Genomic DNA, 19822 nt, shown 5'->3' with positions numbered 1-19822 from the left:
AAGTGGAGTGATCCATTCAGCAAGCGTGTACTAATAGGTCGAGGGCTTGACCACAATTCGCTTGAGTATCTCAAGTCAACGAGAAGTAGCAGTGATTATTCAGTTTTGAAGGCACGTCCTTCTGAAACACTAGACAAAGTAAATCAGAAATGATATACTTAGCTAGTCATATGGTCGGTGACGATGACGGTGAGGTTCCACCTGTTCCCATTCCGAACACAGCAGTTAAGCTCACTCGTGCCCAAGATAGTTAGCTGGAAACGGCTTGTGAAAATAGGTAGTCGCCGACTCATAGTTGTCAGGATGAAGAAACCGCATCTTGACAATATGCACCTCTAGCTCAGTTGGTAGAGCAACTGACTCTTAATCAGTGGGCCCAGGGTTCGAGTCCCTGGAGGTGCACCACAAAGAGCACCAGGCAGAAATGCTTGGTGCTTTTTCTTTTGTTTTTTCAGAAAGTAAAAAGACTTCCGCCTGAGGGTCATTCTCAAAGCGGAAGTCTTTTTCTGTTTGTTGCTCCATCGTGCCGTCACCGCCCATCAGAGCCGGCATCTCACGGAGCGTCAGGTTATTTCTGACGGTATCCCAAAAGCCGCTGCACAAAGGGCCGGAGCGAGTGGATGAGCTCTTCATCCGAAAGCTCTGTCTGATGTTCCGGCTTCCAGACACAGAGATGATGGAAAAATTTTCAAAAAAGTTGCAAATTTTGCAGGAAAAATTTCTTGTAGTCCGTTTTGTTAGGTGGTATCATTATAACGGTTTGCGCCGCTAACCCGGGGCAGCATCTCGCAGACAGGACGTTTTTGGCGGATGCTGTGGGGGAAAGCGCAGAACGAATGAAAACAGGCAGAAAGAACTTTTCTTTTTCATGAAACACAGGAGGTCAGGCTTTTCATGCTAGGTTTCAACAAGAAGACACAGGACGCTTCTCCGCAGGAGAATACCGGCGGAGAAAATAAGGTGCTCCACTTTATCAAGACCCACAAAAAGCGCTGCATCGCGGTGGTCGCAGCCGCAGCGGTGCTGGTGGCGGTCATCGTGCCGCGCAGGAGCCGCAGTGCGTCGGCAGACCTTGCCTACACGCAGGAGAAGCTGGGACGCCGCGACATCGTGAACGTCTACGACGGCAACGGCACCATCAACGCCGCCGATTCCTACACCGTCAAGTCCCTCGTCACCGGCACGGTGCTCACCGCCGACTTTGAGCTGGGCGACAGCATCGAGAAGGGCGATATTCTTTACACCATCGACATTTCGGATGTGGAAAACAACCTCGCGAGCGCACAGCTCTCGGTGGAGCAGGCACAGCGCAATTACGATGACGCTGCGGATATGCAGAACGTCCGCACCAGGATCAGCGGCGAGGTCAGCTCCTTTGCAGTCGCCGCAGGCGACGCCGTGCAGGCTGGTCAGACTGTGGCCACCATCCGCGACACCTCCGTGATGCTGCTGGCCGTGGATTTCCCTGCCGCAGAGGCCCAGAGCTTTGTCGCCGGTCAGGCCGCACAGGTCATGCCGGACACCACCTTTGAGACGCTGAACGGCACCATCCGCTCCGTTTCCGGTGCAGACCCTGCCGGCGACGCCAGCCTGATGACCTGCACCGTCACCATCGCTGTTCCCAACGCGGGCAGCCTGACCACCGCACAGGCCGCTGTGGCACAGGTGAACGGCGTCAGCTCCCTCAACTCCGCACACTTTACTTACCAGCGCGAGGAGACTGTCGCGGCAGCTGCCTCCGGCACCGTGTCTGAACTCTGCGTCAAGGAGGGCAGCACCGTCCGTCAGGATGACGTCATCCTCCGCATTACCGGCAAGGATCTGGACAAGCAGACCAAAAACGCCGCTGACAACCTGCGCTCTGCCGAGCTGCAGATGTCTTCTGCCGAGAAGACCATCAGCCACTATACCATCGACGCCCCGATCAGCGGCACCATCGTGGATAAGAAGGTCAAGGCCGGCGACAAGCTCAGCGCCAACGACACCGCCATGCAGAACCTCTGCACCATCTACGATATGAGCCATCTGGAAATGAAGCTCAACGTGGACGAGCTGAAGATCCGCTCCCTCAAGGTCGGCCAGGAGGTGGACATCACCGCCGACGCCGTCCCGGGTGAGACTTACAAGGGCGTCATCAGCAGCATCCTCGTGGCGGGCACTACCGCCAACGGCTCCACCAGCTACCCCGTCACCGTCCGCATCGACGACATGGGCGAGCTGCTGCCTGGAATGAACGCCACTGCGAAGATCACCACCGCCAGCGTCAAGAATGTTCTGGCCCTGCCCAACGCCGCCCTCGTCCGGGGCAGCTATGTGCTGGTGACCAAGGATTCGCCCAGCGCTGCCAATGCTGAGACTTCCATGACCGCTCCCGACGGCTTCGTCTACGTCAAGGTGACCACCGGCATCAGCGATGACGATTACATCGAAGTGAAGAGCGGCCTGCAGGAGGGCGATACCATCGCTTACGACAACTCCAGCGTCAGCGCGACCGACTTCTACAGCAACACGATGGCCTCCGCCGAAGGAGATGACGAATGAGCACGCTGATAGAATTTGATGAGGTCTGCAAGTATTACCAGATGGGTGATACCCTCGTAAAGGCCGCCGACCACGTCTCTTTCAAAATCAACAAGGGCGAGTTCGTGGCCATCGTCGGCCAGTCCGGTTCTGGTAAATCCACTTGTATGAACATCATCGGCTGTCTGGACGTGCCTACCGAAGGCACTTATCTGCTGGACGGCAGGGATGTCGGCAAGATGAGCCGCCGTGAGCTGGCAAGCATCCGGAACGAGAAGCTGGGCTTCATCTTCCAGCAGTACAACCTGCTGCCGAAGCTGACCCTTCTGGAGAACGTGGAAGTTCCCCTTGTGTATGCGGGCATCCCCGCCGCACAGCGCCACGCGACGGCAAAGGCTGCCCTTGAGCGGGTGGGTCTGGGCAATAAGCTCAAAAACCTGCCCAACCAGCTTTCCGGCGGTCAGCAGCAGCGTGTGTCCATTGCCCGTGCGCTGGCCCGCGGCCCGGCGGTCATCCTGGCCGACGAGCCGACCGGTGCATTGGACTCCCACACCAGCCGCGAAGTTCTGGGAATGCTCCAGGAACTGCACAAGCAGGGCAATACCGTCGTCCTCATCACCCACGACAACTCCATTGCTGTGCAGGCCGAGCGCATCATCCGCCTCGAAGATGGCCGCGTCGTCTACGACGGCGACGCCCACGCACCCGAGGCAGTCGTTCAGCCGAACTTCATGATGGCAGAGCTGAAAGCCGGAGAGGAGGGGACGCAGGCATGATAAAGGAGACCTTCAAACAGGCCGTCCAGAACGTCTTGAGCAACAAAGTCCGCACCTTCCTCACCATGCTGGGCATCATCATCGGCGTCATGGCCGTCATCGTCATCGTCGGCCTCGGCAACGGCATGACCCACATGATGCAGGACTTCTACTCCGACATGGGCAGCGATATTCTGGCCGTCAACATCATGACCGCCAGCACCCGCTCGGTGGAAGTGAACGATGTGTACAGGATCATCAATGAAAAGCCCGAGTATTATAAGGGTCTTTCGCCGATTGCCAGCGCCGGCAGCGACACGCTGCGGGTGGCGGGCGAGAAGTACCGCCGCACCTACATCAGCGGCGTCAACGAAGATTACACGACCATCAACAACTACAAGGTGGCCAAGGGCCGGGGCATCCAGTACACCGATTTGATAGACAACAAGAATATCTGTGTCATCGGCGACTATGTGGACCGCAGGATCTTCGGCGGCAACGGCCTCGGCAGCACCCTCAAGGTAGGCGCCAGCGAGTACCGCATCGTGGGCGTGCTGGAGGGCCGCTCCAGACCCGCCGCCCAGTACGAGGGCGGCAACGACGACATTGTTCTTATCCCCTATACCACCCTGATGAGCGTCAACAACACCAGCAGTGTCAGCCAGTACTATGTGGTCCTGCAGGACGCGGACCACTCGGATGAGGCACAGGAGTATATGCAAAAAAGCATCAAGAAGCTGGTCAGCAAGGACGACTATGTCTACGTCCAGAGCCTGAGTGCGGCAATGGCGCAGATGTCCTCCATGATCAACGTCATGGTGGGCGTCCTGACGGCCATTGCAGGCATCTCGCTGCTGGTCGGCGGCATCGGCATCATGAACATCATGCTGGTGTCCGTCACCGAGCGCACCCGTGAGATCGGTATCCGCAAGGCACTGGGCGCACAGGAGAGCACCATCCTGACCCAGTTCGTCGTGGAGGCCGGCGTCACGTCGGCGCTGGGCGGCTGCCTCGGCATCGTGCTGGGCTATGTCGTGTCGGCCATTATCAACCAGATCCTTCCGTATATCCTGACGGATATTACCCTGAACGTCACCCCCTCGGCGGGCGCAGCAGCCATCGCCGTGGGCATCTCCTGCGGCATCGGTGTCCTGTTCGGCTTCCTGCCGGCCCGCCGTGCCGCCAGCCTGAACCCCATCGAAGCACTCAGATATGATTAAGGAGTTTACCATGAAAAAACGATTCCTCGCATTCCTGCTGGCTGTCTGCGTGGCTGTTTCTATGCTGGTGCTGCCCGCCTCTGCGGTCGGCTCCAACGCGGCAGTCCAGACGGCGACGGCACTGGGCGGTCTGACCGCCGAGCAGGCCGGTTCTCTGGGTGCGCCCCTCACTCGTGGGCAGGCGGCCCGCCTCCTCACCGCATTCTCTGCTTACCGCGATACCACCACGGCACAGGGCCGCACCGGCCGCCTCTACAGCGATGTAGACAGCGACTCTCCCTATGCGGTCTACATCCGCACCGCTGTCCAGAACGGCTGGATGACCGGCTACTCCGACGGCAGCTTCCGCCCGGATAACACTGTCACGCTGGAAGAAGCCTGCACCATGGCGCTGCGCCTGCTGGGCTATGATGTGGCAAAGCTGGGCGGTACCTTCCCCACAGCTCAGCTCAGCAAGGCCGGCGCGCTGGGCCTGCGCAATGAGATCAATGCCCGTCAGGGCGAGACTCTGACCCTCGAGCAGGGTACCATGCTCTTCTACAACGCCCTCACCGCCATGAACGGCAGCGGTCAGGTCTACGCTTCCACCCTGGGCTTTGCCGTGAACAATGGCCAGGTGGACATCTCTTCGGTCCTGCTGGACAACGTCAAGGGTCCCTTCGTGGCAGATGCCTCCACCGTCCTGCCCTTCGCCCCGGCGGCCATCTACCGCAACGACGAAGTCACCACCTCTGCGGCCCTCTCTCCCTATGATGTCTACTATTATAACGAGAGCGCCCGCACCGTCTGGCTCTACAACAAGCGCGCCGCAGGCCGCGTGACGGCTGTCTCGCCCTCGGCCAGCGCTCCGACCTCTGTGACCGTGGCCGGCGTCACCTACACCATCGCCTCGCCCTCTGTGGCCTACCAGCTGTCCTCCCTGTCCGGCGGCGGCGTGGGTCAGGTGGTCACTCTGCTGCTGGGCATGAACGATGCAGCCGTCTCCGTCCTCACCGGCGACGCGGCAGACGCTGTGTTCTACGGCGTGGTCCAGTCCTCATCCCGCACCCTCGTGGAGACGAACAGCGCTGAGGTGCAGCAGGCTGTCTCGGTCATGTGTACCGACGGCACCGCCCGCACCGTCAATGTGAACAATAAGCTCAATTTCCCGGCCGGCAAGCTGGTGGAGATCAGCGTGGACGGTGACGGCGAACGCGTCCAGTCCATCTCGCCCCGCTCGACCAGCGGCACCGTCAGCGCCGACGGCACCGCGCTGGGCGACACCCCGTTTGCAGACAACGTGCAGATCATCGATACGACGTCGGAGGGTGTGGCTGGGGCAGTTCGCCCCAGCCGCCTATCGGGGGTAACTCTGAGCGAAAGCGACGTCCGCTACTACACCACCAATTCTGCGGGCCAGATCGACCGGGTCATCCTCGACGATGTGACCGGTGACCTGTGGGAGTACGCTGCGCTGGATTCTGTCCGCCGCCTGACGGACGAAGCCGCCAAGAAGATCGACAAAAAGATCAGCGACAAGGCACAGGACGCCGCAAGAGAGGCCGCAGGCCTCCCCGCTGGGACCACCACCAAGGCAGCCAAGACCGATGAGGAGACCTTCCAGGATGTGAAGAACATCCTTTTCCCCAGCACCAGCGATGTGCTCTACGGCCTCATCGACGGCAGCGTCGTCAGCTCTACCTGGAACACCCTTACCGGCAAGACGGACCAGCTGTTCAGCTATGTGCTCCGCCGCACCGGCGACAGCGTGGGCGGTACACTGGGCGACTTCCTCAACTATCTGGGCGAGGGCGCGACCTACGTCTGCTACTCCGGCGGCAAGCAGGTGGCCTACAGCACCGCCACCAAGTACCCCATTATCGCAGGCGGCATCGCCATCGGCCGTTCTGCCGACGGCAAGACCATCAACCGGATGCTCCAGCTCTCGCCGGTAGTCATCGATAAGCTGGGCGCAGCTTCGGTCATGAGCGGCGACAAGCGCTATGAGACCGCCGACGATATGCAGGTGTATCTGTGGTCGAACGGCCAGTATTTCGCCACCTCGCTGCCCAAGATCAACACCGAGGATTATAAGCTCATCGGCTGGTACGACAACTTCGGCTGCTCCGGCGGCAGGAAGATCCGTATCCTTGTGGCCGTCAAGACGAACTGAGCCTGAAATTTTCCAATCACAGAACAGCAGCCTCGCGGCAGATGAAGCGGGGCTGCTGTTTTATTACGCTGCAAATTTGCTGTTGAATTTTACAGCGCATCTGTTATACTAGACTTGAAAGGAGCTGATCTTATGCCGAACATCAAACCTATTTCCGATTTGAGAAACTATACCGAGGTGCTGCGGGATGTCGAGGAAGGGGCACCGGTCTTTCTGACCAAGAATGGCCGCGGCCGGTACGCTATCGTGGATATGCACGATTATGAAAAGGCACAGGCTACCATCCGGCTCATGAACGAAATTGCCAAGGGCCGCCGTTCAGGGGAGACGGAAGGTTGGCTGACGCTGGAGGCCGTAGAGAAAAATCTCGGAATTGCCGATGAATAAAGTGATAGTAGCACCGAAAGCACAAGGTGATCTTTTAGAGATTCGGGATTATATTTCGGATGAGTTGCAAAATACAGCTGCGGCTAAAAAGGCAGTGGCTAAAATTACAAAGAAAATTCGGATATTGCAGGAACATGCATTGATGGGAGCACCGTTAGCCTCCGTCTCCGACGCAAACAGTGACGAGAGGTTTCTGGTCAGCGGAAGCTATCTGATCTTCTACCATGTGAATGGCAGTGATGTGTTCATCGACCGTGTGCTTTACGGGTGCAGAGACTATCTGCGGGTGCTGTTTGGAGACAGCATCAAAGAGGAAACCGAATAAGCTGTCGGGAGGCCCCGCTTTGCGGGGCCTCCTTTCGTTCTCCTATTTGCCACACGCCCTATTTCGTGTTACAATAAAAACCAGAAAAATTGCGGAAAAAGGAGGTGCGGCAATGATACGCATTGCTCTGGTCGAGGACGAGGCAGAGGTGCGGGCGCAGCTGCAGGGCTATGTGCAGCGGCACACCCGGCAGTACGGCACCGAGTTCGCGGTGACGGAGTTCGCCGACGGCATGGAGCTGCTGGATGATTACCGCCCGGTGTACGACATCCTGTTTCTGGACGTGGAGATGAAGCATCTGGACGGAATGGAGACGGCCCGGCGGGTGCGGGAGCTGGACAAGGACGTCATCATCGTTTTTATCACGAATATGGCGCAGTACGCCATCGGCGGGTACGCCGTGGGCGCGCTGGACTATGTGCTCAAGCCGGTGCCTTATTTTGCGTTTTCGCAGCAGCTGCGCAAGGCCGAAGAACAGCTGCGCCGCCGCGCACGGCATTATCTGGCTCTGCCGGTGGAGGGCGGGATGCGGCGGCTGGATTCGTCCCTCATCTATTATCTGGAAAGCGAGGGGCACCGCGTCCATTTTTATACCGAAGAGGGCGATTTCGTGGCGGCAGGCACCCTGAAAGCCTTTGAAGAAAAGCTGGCCGAGAGGCCCTTTGCCCGCTGCAACAGCGGCTACCTTGTCAATCTGGCACAGGTGAAGAGCGTGCAGCAGGGGATGGTGCAGGTGGGAGCCTACGAATTGCAGGTCAGCCGCCCCCGGCGGAAAGCCTTCCTCGCGGCGCTGGCCGACCACATCGGGGGTGAGGGTGCATGACGGCACTGCCCAACATCCCGCGCCTGTATACGGCGCTGGCCGAGTGTCTGGCCGTGGGCATCTACGCCCTGCCGCTGGGCATCCGCTTCGGCAAAACGGCCACCATCGCTGCCAGTGCGGCATGGGCGCTGGCCCTGAGTGCTTTTTTGCAGGCCACGGGCAGAGTTCCGCTGGCGTGGTGGATCCCCTGCATGGCGGCAGCTGTGGGGATACAGTATTTATACCTCTGGGTCACCCGCACCATCTCCCTGCTGGAAGCGGGCTATGTCTGCGCCCGGGCCTTCGTTCTGGCAGAGCTGGCGGCCAGCGCCGAGTGGCAGCTGCACTGCTTCCTCTGGCCTCAGCGCAGCGGGGCCGACGGCCTGTCACTGCTGCTTCTGGTGGTGGTCTATGGCGGCGTTTTCGGCTGCATCTGGGTGCTGGAGCATAAGCACAAAAGTCCCAAGGGCCATATCGTCATCAGCGGAAAAGCGGCCCTCGTGGCCGTCGTCATGGCGGCGATGGTCTTCGCGGTGAGCAACCTGCTGTTCTTGGGCGACCGCGAGGTGGACATGAGCGTCTACTACATCCGCACGCTGGTGGACATCTGCGGCGTGCTCATCCTGACGGTCCAGCACGAACAGCTGCGGGAGGCGGCGCTCCACAGCGAGCTTGCCGCCATGGACGAGGTGCTCCACCGCCAGTACGAGCAGTACAAGCGGAGCAAGGAGGGCATCCGGCTCATCAACAGCCGCTATCATGAGTTGAAAATTCAAATCGCGGACATCCGCGCCGAGCGCGACCGGGCCAAGCAGGACGCGGCTCTGGCCCGGATGGAGAGCGGCCTCCGGCAGTATGAAGCCGAGAACAAGACCGGCAACCCGGTATTGGATACCCTATTGACCGCCAAAAGCATGGACTGCCAGCAGCGCGGCATCAACATGACCAGCGTGGCCGACGGCAGCCAGCTGGGCTTTCTGAGCACGCGGGAGCTGTGTACCCTCGTGGGCGCGCCGCTGGACAACGCCATCGAGAGCGTGCTGGCCGAGCCTGACCCCGAAAAGCGTCTGCTGCGGGTGGCCATCTATAACCAGAGCGGCTGCGTGATGCTCCGCTTCGAGAACTACTGCGCCCAGCCCGTGGAGCTGGGCGCGGACGGTCTGCCCGTCCACAACGCCCACGGCGGCTACGACCTGCAGGGCGTGCAGGCGGCCGCCCGGCGCCACGACGGCACCATGACCCTTCATTGGGCCGACGGCTGGTTCACCCTGCGGATCTTGCTGCCGGTCCCGGAAAAGTAAAGGGACTCCTTCAGTCACCTGCGATGACAGCTCCCTCAGGGAGGGAGCCTTTGGTAGAGAGCGAAACATTGTCCTCTTTGCCAAGGGCCGCCTCTTTGAGGGGGCTGCCGCGTCAGCGGCTGGGGGAGTTTTTGCTTTTGGCATGATGCACAATAAAACCGCGCTCGAAATTGTGGATTAGCACAATAAAATTTGAAACCAAATTGAAACTTCTGCAAAACATGCCTCCAAAATGACAGATTGTGAAGATGTTTGTGAATTTTCTTTGAATCCATTTATAATAGTGGCAATGCTCCGGGAGCTGTACCCGGAAAATATGGATTCAGAATAAGGAGGAAGAAAATTATGTTGTCCATCAATATGGATGATGTAATGCAGGTAGTTTCGAACATTCAGAACTATCTGATTGCATTCGGCGTCGTCCTCGTACTCGCGCTCCTCGTGATGTTCGCGGTGCGGAAGATGCCCAAAGCGAAAAAGAAGATGATCCGTGCGCAGTCCGGCCTCGCCATTCTGCTGGCGCTGGCGATTGTCGTCAACCTCATCTGCACCGGCCCCATGTCCACCATGCTGGACCTGGTCTCCGGCGAAGGTTCCATCAGTGAGGAGACTTCCGCAGAGGCCACCGAGCTGGTCAATGAGATCACCCAGGAAGGCGTCGTTCTGGCTCAGAACGATGACAACATCCTGCCTGTGGCTTCCGGCTCCAAGCTGAACGTCTTCGGCTGGGCTTCCACCAGCCCCTGCTACGGCGGCACCGGTTCCGGCGCTCTGAACGACGCTTACCCTGTCACCGACCTGCTCACCGGTCTGCATGATGCAGGCATCGAGACCAACGACGAGCTGAGCAAGTTCTACACCGATTACTGCTCCACCCGCCCCAGCGTCGGCATGGCACAGCAGGACTGGACCCTGCCCGAGCCGAATGTCAGCCTGTACACCGACGAGATGATGGCAAACGCCAAGGCATACTCTGACACTGCCATGGTGGTCATCACCCGCGTCGGCGGCGAGGGCGCAGACCTTCCCACCGATATGTCTGCTGTCGTGGACGGCAGCTGGGTCCGTCGTGTGGCAGATTACCGTGGTTCTCAGCGCGGTACCGGCTACTACAACGGCACTTACGATGACACCCTGAACGAGGGCAATGACTGGGATAAGGGCGACCACTTCCTGCAGCTGTCCAACCGCGAGGAAGAGCTCATCGACCTCGTCACTTCCAACTTCGACAACGTCATCGTCGTTTACAACGGCGCAAACGCTTTCGAGATGGACTGGGTCAAGAACTACCCCCAGATCAAGGGCGTCCTGCTCTGCCCCGGCACCGGTCAGTCCGGCTTTGAGGGCTTTGGCCGCGTGGTCGCCGGTGAGGTCAACCCCTCCGGCCGTACCGCTGACACCTATGCTGCTGACCTGACCGCTTCTCCGTGGTGGAACAACTTCGGTGACTTCAAGTACACCAACGCCACCGAGCTGGATTCCGATTCCAGCTTCTTCGACCCCGCAGGCGCTACTGCATCCTTCGTCAACTACGCTGAGGGCATCTATGTCGGCTACAAGTTCTATGAGACTGCTGCCGATGAAGGCCTCATCGACTACGACAAGGAAGTTGTCTATCCCTTTGGCTACGGCCTGAGCTACACCACCTTCACCCAGAAGATGAGCGACATCACCAGCGACGGCAGCAGCCTGAAGTTCTCTGTCACCGTCACCAATACCGGCTCTGCTGCCGGCAAGGATGTCGTGGAGATCTATAACGATCCTCCGTACACCAACGGCGGCATTGAGAAGGCTTCCGCAAACCTGCTGGACTTCGCCAAGACCAGCGAGCTTGCCCCCGGCGAGAGCGAGACCATCGACTTCACCATCCCGGTCGAGGATCTGGCTTCCTACGATTACAAGAACAACGGCTGCTATGTGCTGGAGGCTGGCGATTACATCATCAGCACCAACTCTGACTCCCACAATGTTCTGGATTCCAAGACCTACACTGTCGCCTCCGACATCGTTTACAACGAGTCCAACAAGCGCGAGAGCGACGCTGTTGCAGCGACCAATCAGTTCGATTTCGCAGAGGGCGAGATCACCTATCTGTCCCGTGCGGACGGTTTTGCAAACTATGCTGAGGCCACTGCCGCTCCTGCTGATTACAACATGAGCGATGAGGTCAAGGCTGTCTTCGACAACGCACACACCTACACTGAGGTCAACTACGAGAAGGACGATGACCCCAACGCAGAGGACATCACCACCGGCGCAAAGAACGGCCTCAAGCTGGCTGACCTGCGCGGCGTGGATTACAACGATTCCAAGTGGGATGACCTGCTGGATGAGATGAGCATCGACGACCTGCAGCAGACCATCGGCTTCGGCGGCTATCAGACTGCAGCTGTGGACAGCATCGGCAAGGTGCGCACCAACGACTGTGACGGCCCTGCGTCCATCAACAACAACTTCACTGGCGTCGGCTCTGTCGGTTTCCCGGCTGCTACCCTCATCGGCATGACTTGGAGCAAAGATCTGGCACACGACTTCGGCGACAGCATCGGCAAGATGGCCAACGAGATGAACACTTCCGGCTGGTATGGCCCGGCAATGAACATCCACCGCACCGCTTTTGCAGGCCGTAACTTCGAGTACTACTCGGAGGACGGTGTCCTGTCCGGTGCTATGGCCGCAAACGCCATCGCAGGCGCACAGGAGCACGGCGTCTACGCTTACATGAAGCACTTCGCCCTGAACGATCAGGAAGGCAACCGTACTTCTATGCTGGCTACCTGGTCCAACGAGCAGGCTATCCGCGAGATCTACCTCAAGCCCTTCGAGATGTCTGTCAAGGATGCTGACTGCCACGCTGTCATGTCTTCCTTCAACTACATCGGCAGCCGCTGGGCTGGCGGCTGCAAGGAGCTGCTGCAGAACGTCCTGCGCGGTGAGTGGGGCTTCCTCGGCTTCGTCGAGACCGACTACTTCGGTGTCTACGGCTACATGACCGCTGATCAGGGCGTCCGCAACGGCAGCGACCTGATGCTCTGCACCACCGGCAACGATTACAACAAGATGACTGTTCTGACCAACAGCAGCAAGCAGGCAATGCGCACCTCTGCCAAGAACATCCTCTACACCGTGGTCAACAGCCGCGCTTATGAGGCTGAGAACCTGAACCCCGGCATGGCAAAGTGGAAGATCGTCCTGATCGGCGCTGACGTCGTGGCCGCGCTGCTCATCGTTGGCCTGGAGTACACCGCCATCAAGAACTACAAGAAGCGCAAGGAAGAGGAAGAAGAAGTCTAAACCGGATCCTCTCTCCATGCAGCACCTGAACTGAACCAACGGCAAAGGCCCGCTGCACCAGACAGCGGGCCTTTGCCCTGCTCAGGATAAAATGAGGAAAATGCGATGAAGCATACCGACATCATCCAGAAACTGAACTTAGAGCAAAAATGCGCTCTGCTCTCGGGCGAGACTGTCTTTACCACCCGCGCTCTGCCGGGCAAGGGCATCCCGGCCATCACCCTTTCGGACGGCCCCAATGGTGTCCGCAAGCAGGCCGGCGCCGCCGACCATCTGGGCCTCAACCCCAGCGTTCCGGCAACCTGCTTCCCGACCTCTTCCGCCACGGCGTGCAGCTGGGATGAGAAGCTGGGCGAAGCCGTGGGTGAGGCACTGGGCGAGGAAGCCGCCGCACAGGAAGTGGCTGTCCTGCTCGGCCCCGGCCTGAACATCCAGCGCAGCCCCCTCTGCGGCCGCGACTTCGAGTATTTCTCGGAAGACCCCATCCTCGCGGGCAGGATGGCCGCTGCCTATGTGCGCGGCATCCAGAAAAACGGCATCTCTGCCTGCCCCAAGCACTTTGCGGTCAACAGTCAGGAGCTGCGCCGCATGGCCAGCGACTCGGTGCTCGATGAGCGCACCCTGCGGGAGCTGTATCTGACCGGCTTCGAGATCGTGGTGAAAGAGGCAAAGCCCAAGACCATCATGACCTCCTACAACCTCATCAACGGCACCTATGCCAACGAGAATGCCCACCTGCTGCAGGACATTCTGCGGAAGGACTGGGGCTTCGACGGGGCCGTCGTCACCGACTGGGGCGGCTCCAATGACCACGCCCTCGGCGTGAAGAACGGCTCCACCCTCGAAATGCCCTGTCCCGGCGGCGACTCCATCCGGGAGCTGATGAAGGCCGTACAGGACGGCAAAATTTCCGAGGCCGACGTGGACGCCCGCCTCGACGAGATGCTGGAACTGGTGCTCTCCACCCACGCTGCGGTGGAAAAAGCGCCCCGCACCTTCGACGCTGCCGCGCACCATAAGCTTGCCCGCCGCGCGGCCGCAGAGAGCATCGTCCTGCTCAGGAACGAGGGCGGCATCCTGCCGCTCAAGCCCAATGAGAAGCTGGCCGTCATCGGCGACTTTGCCGAGACGCCCCGCTATCAGGGCGCAGGCTCCAGCGCCGTCAACGCCCTGCAGGTGGACACCCTGCTGGACTGCATCAAGGCCGACGACAGCGGCATCACCTTCGTGGGCTATGCCTCCGGTTTCGAGCGTCAGGGTGCAGCTAACGCCGAGAAGCTGGAAGAGGCTGTGGCCCTCGCAAAGAAGGCTGACACCGTTCTGCTCTGCCTCGGCCTCGATGAGCTGCGGGAGAGTGAGGGCCTTGACCGCTCTGACATGAAGCTGGCCGAGAACCAGCAGCAGCTTCTGGCCGCTGTGGCTGCCGTCAACCCGAACGTCGTCGTTCTGCTGAGCGCCGGTGCGCCGGTAGAGACGCCGTGGGTCGGCCAGTGCAGGGCGCTGGTCTACGGCGCACTGGGCGGACAGGCAGGCGCAGGCGCGGCGGCAGACATCCTCACCGGCAAGCTCTGCCCCTGCGGCAAGCTGTCCCAGACCTGGGCGCAGGCTCACGACGATACCCCCGCCAAGGCGAACTTCGGCGGCGAGGGCCGGAACGTGGAGTACCGCGAGGGCCTGTATGTGGGCTACCGGTACTATCAGACCGCCGGTGTGCCGGTGGCGTTCCCCTTCGGCTACGGCCTGAGCTACACCACCTTCGCGTACAGTGATCTGAAGGCAGACGAGAAGGGCGTGACCCTTACCGTCACCAACACCGGCAGCTGTGCCGGTGCCGAGATCATCCAGATCTACGTCGCAAAGCAGGACGCCAAAGTCTTCCGCCCGGCGCAGGAGCTGAAGGGCTTTGCAAAGGTATTCCTGAAAGCAGGCGAGAGCAGGACGGTGAGCATCGCTCTGGACGACAAGGCGTTCCGCTACTGGAACGTCAAGACTGACCGCTGGGAAGTCGAAGGCGGAAGCTATCAGCTCCGCGTGGGTGCATCCAGCGAGGACATCCGGCTGACAGCGGAAGTCTCCGTCAAGGGGACCAACGCTCCCGACCCCTACGAGGGTCTCGACCTGCTCCACTACGTCTCCGGTCAGATCACCTATGTGACCGACGCCGAGTTCGAGGCTCTGCTGGGCCATCCGATCCCGGAGGATGTCGTCCGCATCGACCGGAACATGACGCTGGGCGAGATGGACCATGGCCGCAGTCCGCTGGGCTGGGTGGCACAGAAGGTGCTGCGCTGCCGTCTGGACAGCAGCTTTGCAAAAGGCACCCCCGACCTGAACACCGTGTTCCAGTATAATATGCCGTTGCGCGCGCTGGCCAAGATGACCAACGGCATGGTGAGCATGGGCATGGTGGACGGCCTCGTCTGGGAGCTGAAAGGCTTTTGGCTCGTGGGCATCCTCCGGGTCATCTATGAGTTCGTCAAGAATCTCATCCTGAACAGCCAGATGGAAAACCGGCTCAAAAACAGCTGAAAGGAATAAGGCCATGAATTTCTGGAATAACTTTGCCGCAAAGCATCCGGCCGCGGCCAAATGGGTGCGGGAGGGCGGACTGTTCGTCATCGTGTCCAACCTCATCACCGTGTTCAAATACCTGCTTCTGCAGTTCCTGCCCAAGGCGTTTGCAAGCCTGCCGGTGGTGGACTTCGGCTGGCCGGGCATCGACATCACCCTGTTCGGCGAGACCTTCAAGTGGAATATCCTCGGCTATGACGCGGCCCACGGCGGCCTGCCCTACTTCTGCGCCTACATGGTGGCCATGGTCATCGGCGAGTGCATCAATTTCCCCATCCAGCGCAGCCTCGTCTTCCGCAGCAAGGGCAGCCTCGCCAAGCAGATCGGCTGGTATCTGCTGGCTTTCTGCCTCATCACCTGCATCGTCAACTCCATCAACTGCATCTGGGTGGCTGTGGCCGGTCTGCTGGTGCCTGATTTCATCTACAACATCGGCACCACGGTGCTCAACGGCGGCATCTCGATGGTCATCTTCTTCTTCGTGAATAAGATCATCTTCCCCGAAGGCGAAGCCGCAAAATAATCTGTCATCTTCTTTGTTTTCATCATTTTCTTCATCCGAACCAACAGGCCGTTCTCCTCCGGAGGACGGCCTGTTGGCATATTGAGCGGTTTTGGACGCTGCAAAGGACGAAATTTCGGTCATAGGGGAAGAATCTGCCCAAGGGTCTTGCACTTTGACGCTTTACTGTGGTAAAATCGGGCCATGCTTTTATCATAGAGGAAAAAAGCACCAAAGGGGGAACGTATATGAGTGAGATCTGTATCATCGTCACCATCGTCGTCTATCTTGCGGCCATGCTTCTGGTGGGTTTCGCCTACAGCAAGACCAACAACGACAGCACCGACTTCTACCTTGGCGGCCGGAAGATGGGGCCGCTGGTCACGGCCATGAGTGCCGAGGCCAGCGATATGTCCAGCTGGCTGCTGATGGGTATGCCGGGTCTGGCCTACCTGACAGGCATCGCCTCGCCGGGCTGGACGGCCATCGGCCTTGCGCTGGGTACCTGGCTCAACTGGCTCATCGTGGCCCGGCGGCTCCGCCGCTATTCGGCCAACCTCGACGCCATCACGGTACCGCAGTTCCTGTCGCTTCGCTTCCATGACCAGCGCAACCTGCTGAACGCTCTGGGCGCAGTCATCATCATCGTCTTCTTTGTGCCGTATACGGCCTCGGGCTTTGCGGCCTGCGGCAAGCTGTTCCACAGCCTCTTCGGCGTAGATTACATGGCGGCAATGCTGGTGTCGGCCCTCGTCATCGTGGGCTATACCATCCTGGGCGGCTTCCGCGCCGTCACCACCACCGACCTCATCCAGTCGATGGTCATGTCGCTGGCCCTCATCGCGGTGCTGGGCTACGGCATCGTTGTGGCCGGCGGCTGGGGTGCTGTGGTGGAGAACGCCCAGAGCCTTTCCGGCTACCTGACCATGACAGCCAGCCACGACGCCGTGACCGGCGGGGCCGCATCCTACAGCCTGCTGGACATCGTCTCCACCATGGCGTGGGGTCTCGGCTACTTCGGTATGCCCCACATCCTGCTCCGCTTCATGGCCATCGAGGACGAGAAGAAGCTGGTGCTCAGCCGCCGCATCGCCACCGTCTGGGTGGTCATCGCCATGGCGGCGTCCATCGTCATCGGCATGGTGGGCCTCGGCATGACCAGGGTCGGTGCGCTGGAATTCCTCAGCGGCTCGTCCAGTGAGACCCTCATCGTCCGCATCGCCAGCCTCATCAGCCAGCACGGTGTGCTGGCAGCAGTCCTGGCCGGACTCATCCTTGCAGGCATCCTGGCGGCTACGATGTCCACGGCGGACAGCCAGATGCTGGCCGCTGCGTCCAGCGTGTCCCAGAACATTTTGCAGGAGTTCGGCCACCTCAAGCTGAGCGAGAAGCAGAGCCTCTTCGCAGCCCGCCTGACCATCATCTGCGTCAGCGTGGTGGGCGTGGTGCTGGCCCGCGACCCGGATTCCAGCGTTTTTGGCATCGTCAGCTTTGCGTGGGCCGGTTTCGGCGGCTCCTTCGGCGCTGTCGTCCTCTGCGCCCTGTTCTGGAAGCGCTGCAACTGGCAGGGTGCGCTGGCCGGTATGCTCTCCGGCGGCCTGATGGTCTTCGTCTGGAAGTACATCGTCAGCCCGCTGGGCGGCGTCTTCGGCATCTATGAGCTTCTGCCCGCCTTCCTCGTCTCGCTGGCCGTCTGCGCGGTGGTCAGCCTCGTGACCCCGGCTCCCACGGAAGATATTCTGGCCGAGTTCGACGCGGCAAAATAAGAACACCGCTTGACAAAAAGCGGCGATGCTACTATACTAAAATCAAAGGAAAGGCACTGGCCGCAAAATGGTCAGCTCCTTACCGGCAGTGAATCAAAAAAGATTGACCCTCGTGCTTGGTAGGCGTCTGAGATGGTCAATCTTTTTTGTTGTCGTCATGTTCTTTGTTAGAAAGCTTCATAACGATGTCAAAAGAGCCCTTCATCACGTCCCAGAGGAGCGTGAGCAGGAGTAAAACTTCTGATAGAGTCATGAATATCCCTCCTTTCGCCTCAGTGCGACGGGAGGGCTTTCTTTTTAAGTAAGCCGATACAAAAAGATGCCTTTCCCGACGCATAGCCGGGAAGGAGACTGACCATCTGCATTTGCAGCGCAGTGCCTTTGTGCCGCCCGAAAGCGGCACTCTTAGAATATCATAAAAATTGACAAATTACAACAAATTAGAAACGCTTCCGTGCTCCACCCGGTATACCTTGTCAAACTGTTTCATGAACGCCCCCGAGACGTCGTGGGTGATGGCCACCACCATGCAGGGGAGAGCGAGCAGATTTTCCATGACCTGTCCGCTGGTGTCGGGGTCGAGGCTGGCGGTGATCTCGTCGGCGATGATGAGGTCGTACCGGCGAAGCGCCAGCCGTGCGATGCCGATGCGCTGGCGCTGCCCGCCCGAGAGATTCTTGCCGTTCTCGCTGATGAGGGTGTCGAGGCCGTCGGGCAGGGTGCTCACCCAGTCGGTGAGGCCCGCCGTCCCGATGGCGTGGGAAAGCTGAGCCTCGGGGAAGTCCGCGCCGAGGCAGATGTTGCTGCGGAGGGTGTCATTGAAGAGATAGGTTGTCTGGGCAATGTAGCCTACCCGCTGGTAGAGGCTCTGACGGTCGATGTCCCGCAGCTGCTGGCCGTTGAAGAGGATGCTGCCAGTATAGTCTGGGTAGTACTGGAACAGCAGCTTTGCCAGTGTAGACTTGCCGCAGCCGCTCTCGCCCACGAGGACGGCCTTTTCCTGCCCGGAGACCGTCAGCCGGACGCCGCGCAGCACCGGTGCAGCGGCTCCGGGGTAGGCAAAGCCGGTGTCCTTGCACTCAATGTGCTCGAGTTTATCGATGGCCCGGCCCGCAGAGACTTTTTCCGGGCCGGACATGGCTGCTTCCAGCCGCTGACGAATGCCCTTCGAAGATCTGACCTTGGCCCAGCACTGGGCGATCTGATTACAGGGCGTGATGACGAAGTTCGCCATGCTGGCGGCGGTGGAGACGGTGCCCATCGTCAGCCGCCCGTCGAAAGCGAGAAAAAGGCCCACCAGCATGACGATGGGGAAGATGAGGTTGCTGATGAGAGAGGTGTTGACCACCATGGCGTTGAGGCTCTGCTGGTAGGCCTGCTCGCTGTCGCGGGCCTGCCGGGCAGCATCCCGGTGGCGGGCGGCATAGGCGTCCTCCCGCAGAAAGCCCCGGATGACCTCGAACCCGCCCAGAAGCTCCTTGAGCTGCTGGGTGTAGCCCGCCATCTGGAGCGAAAAAGCGTCTCGGGAGGCTTTGAGCCGCTCATTCATCTTCCGGGGCAGGACCAGCGGCGGCACGGTCACAAGCAGGATGGCCGCCAGCATCACCGGGCTGATGTAAAGGTACATCCCCAGCGCACAGAGCATGATGCCGCCCCAGAATGCGATGTTGAAGAGGGACATATAATAGTCGTCGTAGAGGGTACGCAGGTCGGTGGTCAGCAGGGAGAGATAGGCTGCGTCGCCCTCCCGCTGATATTGGGACACCGGGCGGCGCAGCACCCGCTCCATGACCTGTCCCCGTACCTGCTCCACGGCACCGCAGGCGAGTTTTGTAAAGGAGCGGCGGCTCAGCCGTTCGAAAAACCAGCTGGTGAAGGTGATGAGGAACACCAGCCCCATATAGCCCAGCGCCTCCTGCTTGCTCTTGGAGTCGATGAGCCACTTGAGTTGGAAGTTTTTCAGCGGCGCGAAAAAGGATACCGCCGCTGTAAAGAGCGCGAAGAGCATGAGCTTCACCCAGTGGTGCTTGAAGTAGTCGTTGACCGTCTGATTATTCATAAGCAATACCCCTTATATGTCCCGAAAGGCTTCCTGCCGCGGTGCAGAATTTGGACTAAGTATAACATGGTTCCGCAAAAAAAAAATAGGTTTCGCCATTTTTTCGGGACATAAAAATCCCCCTGCCCGGGACTCCTTAGAGTTCGGGCAGGGGGCTTGAAGCTCTTT

13 protein-coding genes, 1 tRNA gene and 1 rRNA gene are annotated in these 19822 nt (G+C 59.6%); 14 read left to right on the top strand and 1 reads right to left on the bottom strand.

From position 1 onward, the window contains the following. The first annotated feature begins 173 nt into the window (after window positions 1-173). From rrf to F3G95_RS04735, 14 genes are all read left to right on the top strand, one after another. Window positions 174-290 (top strand): 5S ribosomal RNA (rrf, locus tag F3G95_RS04800). Window positions 291-329: 39 nt separating this feature from the next. Further along, a tRNA-Lys gene (locus F3G95_RS04795) sits at window positions 330-405 on the top strand. Between the two features lie 489 nt (window positions 406-894). Further along, the gene (locus F3G95_RS04790; RefSeq protein WP_149794052.1) at window positions 895-2541 is read left to right on the top strand and encodes an efflux RND transporter periplasmic adaptor subunit; all 1647 of its coding nucleotides are present in this window, start codon (window positions 895-897) and stop codon (window positions 2539-2541) included. Then, entirely contained in the window at window positions 2538-3296 is a 759-nt protein-coding gene (locus F3G95_RS04785; RefSeq protein WP_149794051.1) for an ABC transporter ATP-binding protein, read from the top strand. The genes F3G95_RS04790 and F3G95_RS04785 overlap by 4 nt, the downstream gene beginning before the upstream one ends. Next, window positions 3293-4495, top strand: a complete 1203-nt coding sequence (locus F3G95_RS04780; RefSeq protein WP_015564573.1) for an ABC transporter permease — start codon at window positions 3293-3295, stop codon at window positions 4493-4495. Before F3G95_RS04785 ends, F3G95_RS04780 begins: the two co-directional genes overlap by 4 nt. 10 nt (window positions 4496-4505) lie before the next feature. Further along, complete coding sequence (locus F3G95_RS04775; RefSeq protein ID WP_149794050.1) at window positions 4506-6647, top strand: S-layer homology domain-containing protein; 2142 nt, start codon at window positions 4506-4508, stop codon at window positions 6645-6647. A gap of 132 nt (window positions 6648-6779) precedes the next feature. After that, on the top strand, window positions 6780-7034 hold the full coding sequence (locus F3G95_RS04770) for a type II toxin-antitoxin system prevent-host-death family antitoxin (RefSeq protein ID WP_149794049.1): 255 nt from the start codon (window positions 6780-6782) through the stop codon (window positions 7032-7034). Further along, window positions 7027-7359 carry a type II toxin-antitoxin system RelE/ParE family toxin gene (locus F3G95_RS04765; RefSeq protein WP_149794048.1) on the top strand — a complete coding sequence of 111 codons (333 nt, stop codon included), beginning with the start codon at window positions 7027-7029 and terminating at the stop codon, window positions 7357-7359. The genes F3G95_RS04770 and F3G95_RS04765 overlap by 8 nt, the downstream gene beginning before the upstream one ends. A 112-nt stretch (window positions 7360-7471) precedes the next feature. Continuing rightward, window positions 7472-8182 carry a LytTR family DNA-binding domain-containing protein gene (locus F3G95_RS04760; protein ID WP_149794047.1) on the top strand — a complete coding sequence of 237 codons (711 nt, stop codon included), beginning with the start codon at window positions 7472-7474 and terminating at the stop codon, window positions 8180-8182. Further along, complete coding sequence (locus tag F3G95_RS04755) at window positions 8179-9462, top strand: ATP-binding protein (RefSeq protein ID WP_149794046.1); 1284 nt, start codon at window positions 8179-8181, stop codon at window positions 9460-9462. The genes F3G95_RS04760 and F3G95_RS04755 overlap by 4 nt, the downstream gene beginning before the upstream one ends. A gap of 345 nt (window positions 9463-9807) precedes the next feature. Continuing rightward, window positions 9808-12756 carry a glycoside hydrolase family 3 N-terminal domain-containing protein gene (locus F3G95_RS04750; RefSeq protein ID WP_149794045.1) on the top strand — a complete coding sequence of 983 codons (2949 nt, stop codon included), beginning with the start codon at window positions 9808-9810 and terminating at the stop codon, window positions 12754-12756. 105 nt (window positions 12757-12861) lie between these two features. After that, a complete protein-coding gene (locus F3G95_RS04745; protein WP_149794044.1) occupies window positions 12862-15285 on the top strand; it encodes a glycoside hydrolase family 3 C-terminal domain-containing protein in 2424 nt (807 codons plus the stop codon). A gap of 13 nt (window positions 15286-15298) precedes the next feature. Continuing rightward, window positions 15299-15850 (top strand): GtrA family protein, encoded by a 552-nt coding sequence (locus F3G95_RS04740; RefSeq protein WP_149794043.1) that lies wholly within the window; start codon window positions 15299-15301, stop codon window positions 15848-15850. Between the two features lie 227 nt (window positions 15851-16077). Further along, window positions 16078-17595, top strand: a complete 1518-nt coding sequence (locus tag F3G95_RS04735; protein ID WP_149794042.1) for a sodium/proline symporter — start codon at window positions 16078-16080, stop codon at window positions 17593-17595. Between the two features lie 430 nt (window positions 17596-18025). Here the strand turns inward: F3G95_RS04735 and F3G95_RS04730 are convergent, their stop codons facing one another. Then, a complete protein-coding gene (locus F3G95_RS04730; RefSeq protein WP_149794041.1) occupies window positions 18026-19654 on the bottom strand; it encodes an ABC transporter ATP-binding protein in 1629 nt (542 codons plus the stop codon). Between the last annotated feature and the right edge of the window lie 168 nt (window positions 19655-19822).

Origin of the sequence: Faecalibacterium sp. Marseille-P9312, from assembly GCF_902497445.1 — a bacterium.
Lineage (GTDB): Bacteria > Bacillota > Clostridia > Oscillospirales > Ruminococcaceae > Faecalibacterium > Faecalibacterium longum.
This window is presented reverse-complemented; position numbering and strand designations above follow the sequence as displayed.

Excerpts from the sequence above, each read along its gene's own strand:
- F3G95_RS04790 (WP_149794052.1), top strand. The coding sequence starts at position 895 with ATGCTAGGTTTCAACAAGAAGACACAGGACGCTTCTCCGCAGGAGAAT.
- F3G95_RS04785 (WP_149794051.1), top strand. The coding sequence starts at position 2,538 with ATGAGCACGCTGATAGAATTTGATGAGGTCTGCAAGTATTACCAGATG.
- F3G95_RS04780 (WP_015564573.1), top strand. The coding sequence starts at position 3,293 with ATGATAAAGGAGACCTTCAAACAGGCCGTCCAGAACGTCTTGAGCAAC.
- F3G95_RS04775 (WP_149794050.1), top strand. The coding sequence starts at position 4,506 with ATGAAAAAACGATTCCTCGCATTCCTGCTGGCTGTCTGCGTGGCTGTT.
- F3G95_RS04770 (WP_149794049.1), top strand. The coding sequence starts at position 6,780 with ATGCCGAACATCAAACCTATTTCCGATTTGAGAAACTATACCGAGGTG.
- F3G95_RS04765 (WP_149794048.1), top strand. The coding sequence starts at position 7,027 with ATGAATAAAGTGATAGTAGCACCGAAAGCACAAGGTGATCTTTTAGAG.
- F3G95_RS04760 (WP_149794047.1), top strand. The coding sequence starts at position 7,472 with ATGATACGCATTGCTCTGGTCGAGGACGAGGCAGAGGTGCGGGCGCAG.
- F3G95_RS04755 (WP_149794046.1), top strand. The coding sequence starts at position 8,179 with ATGACGGCACTGCCCAACATCCCGCGCCTGTATACGGCGCTGGCCGAG.
- F3G95_RS04750 (WP_149794045.1), top strand. The coding sequence starts at position 9,808 with ATGTTGTCCATCAATATGGATGATGTAATGCAGGTAGTTTCGAACATT.
- F3G95_RS04745 (WP_149794044.1), top strand. The coding sequence starts at position 12,862 with ATGAAGCATACCGACATCATCCAGAAACTGAACTTAGAGCAAAAATGC.
- F3G95_RS04740 (WP_149794043.1), top strand. The coding sequence starts at position 15,299 with ATGAATTTCTGGAATAACTTTGCCGCAAAGCATCCGGCCGCGGCCAAA.
- F3G95_RS04735 (WP_149794042.1), top strand. The coding sequence starts at position 16,078 with ATGAGTGAGATCTGTATCATCGTCACCATCGTCGTCTATCTTGCGGCC.
- F3G95_RS04730 (WP_149794041.1), bottom strand. The coding sequence starts at position 19,654 with ATGAATAATCAGACGGTCAACGACTACTTCAAGCACCACTGGGTGAAG.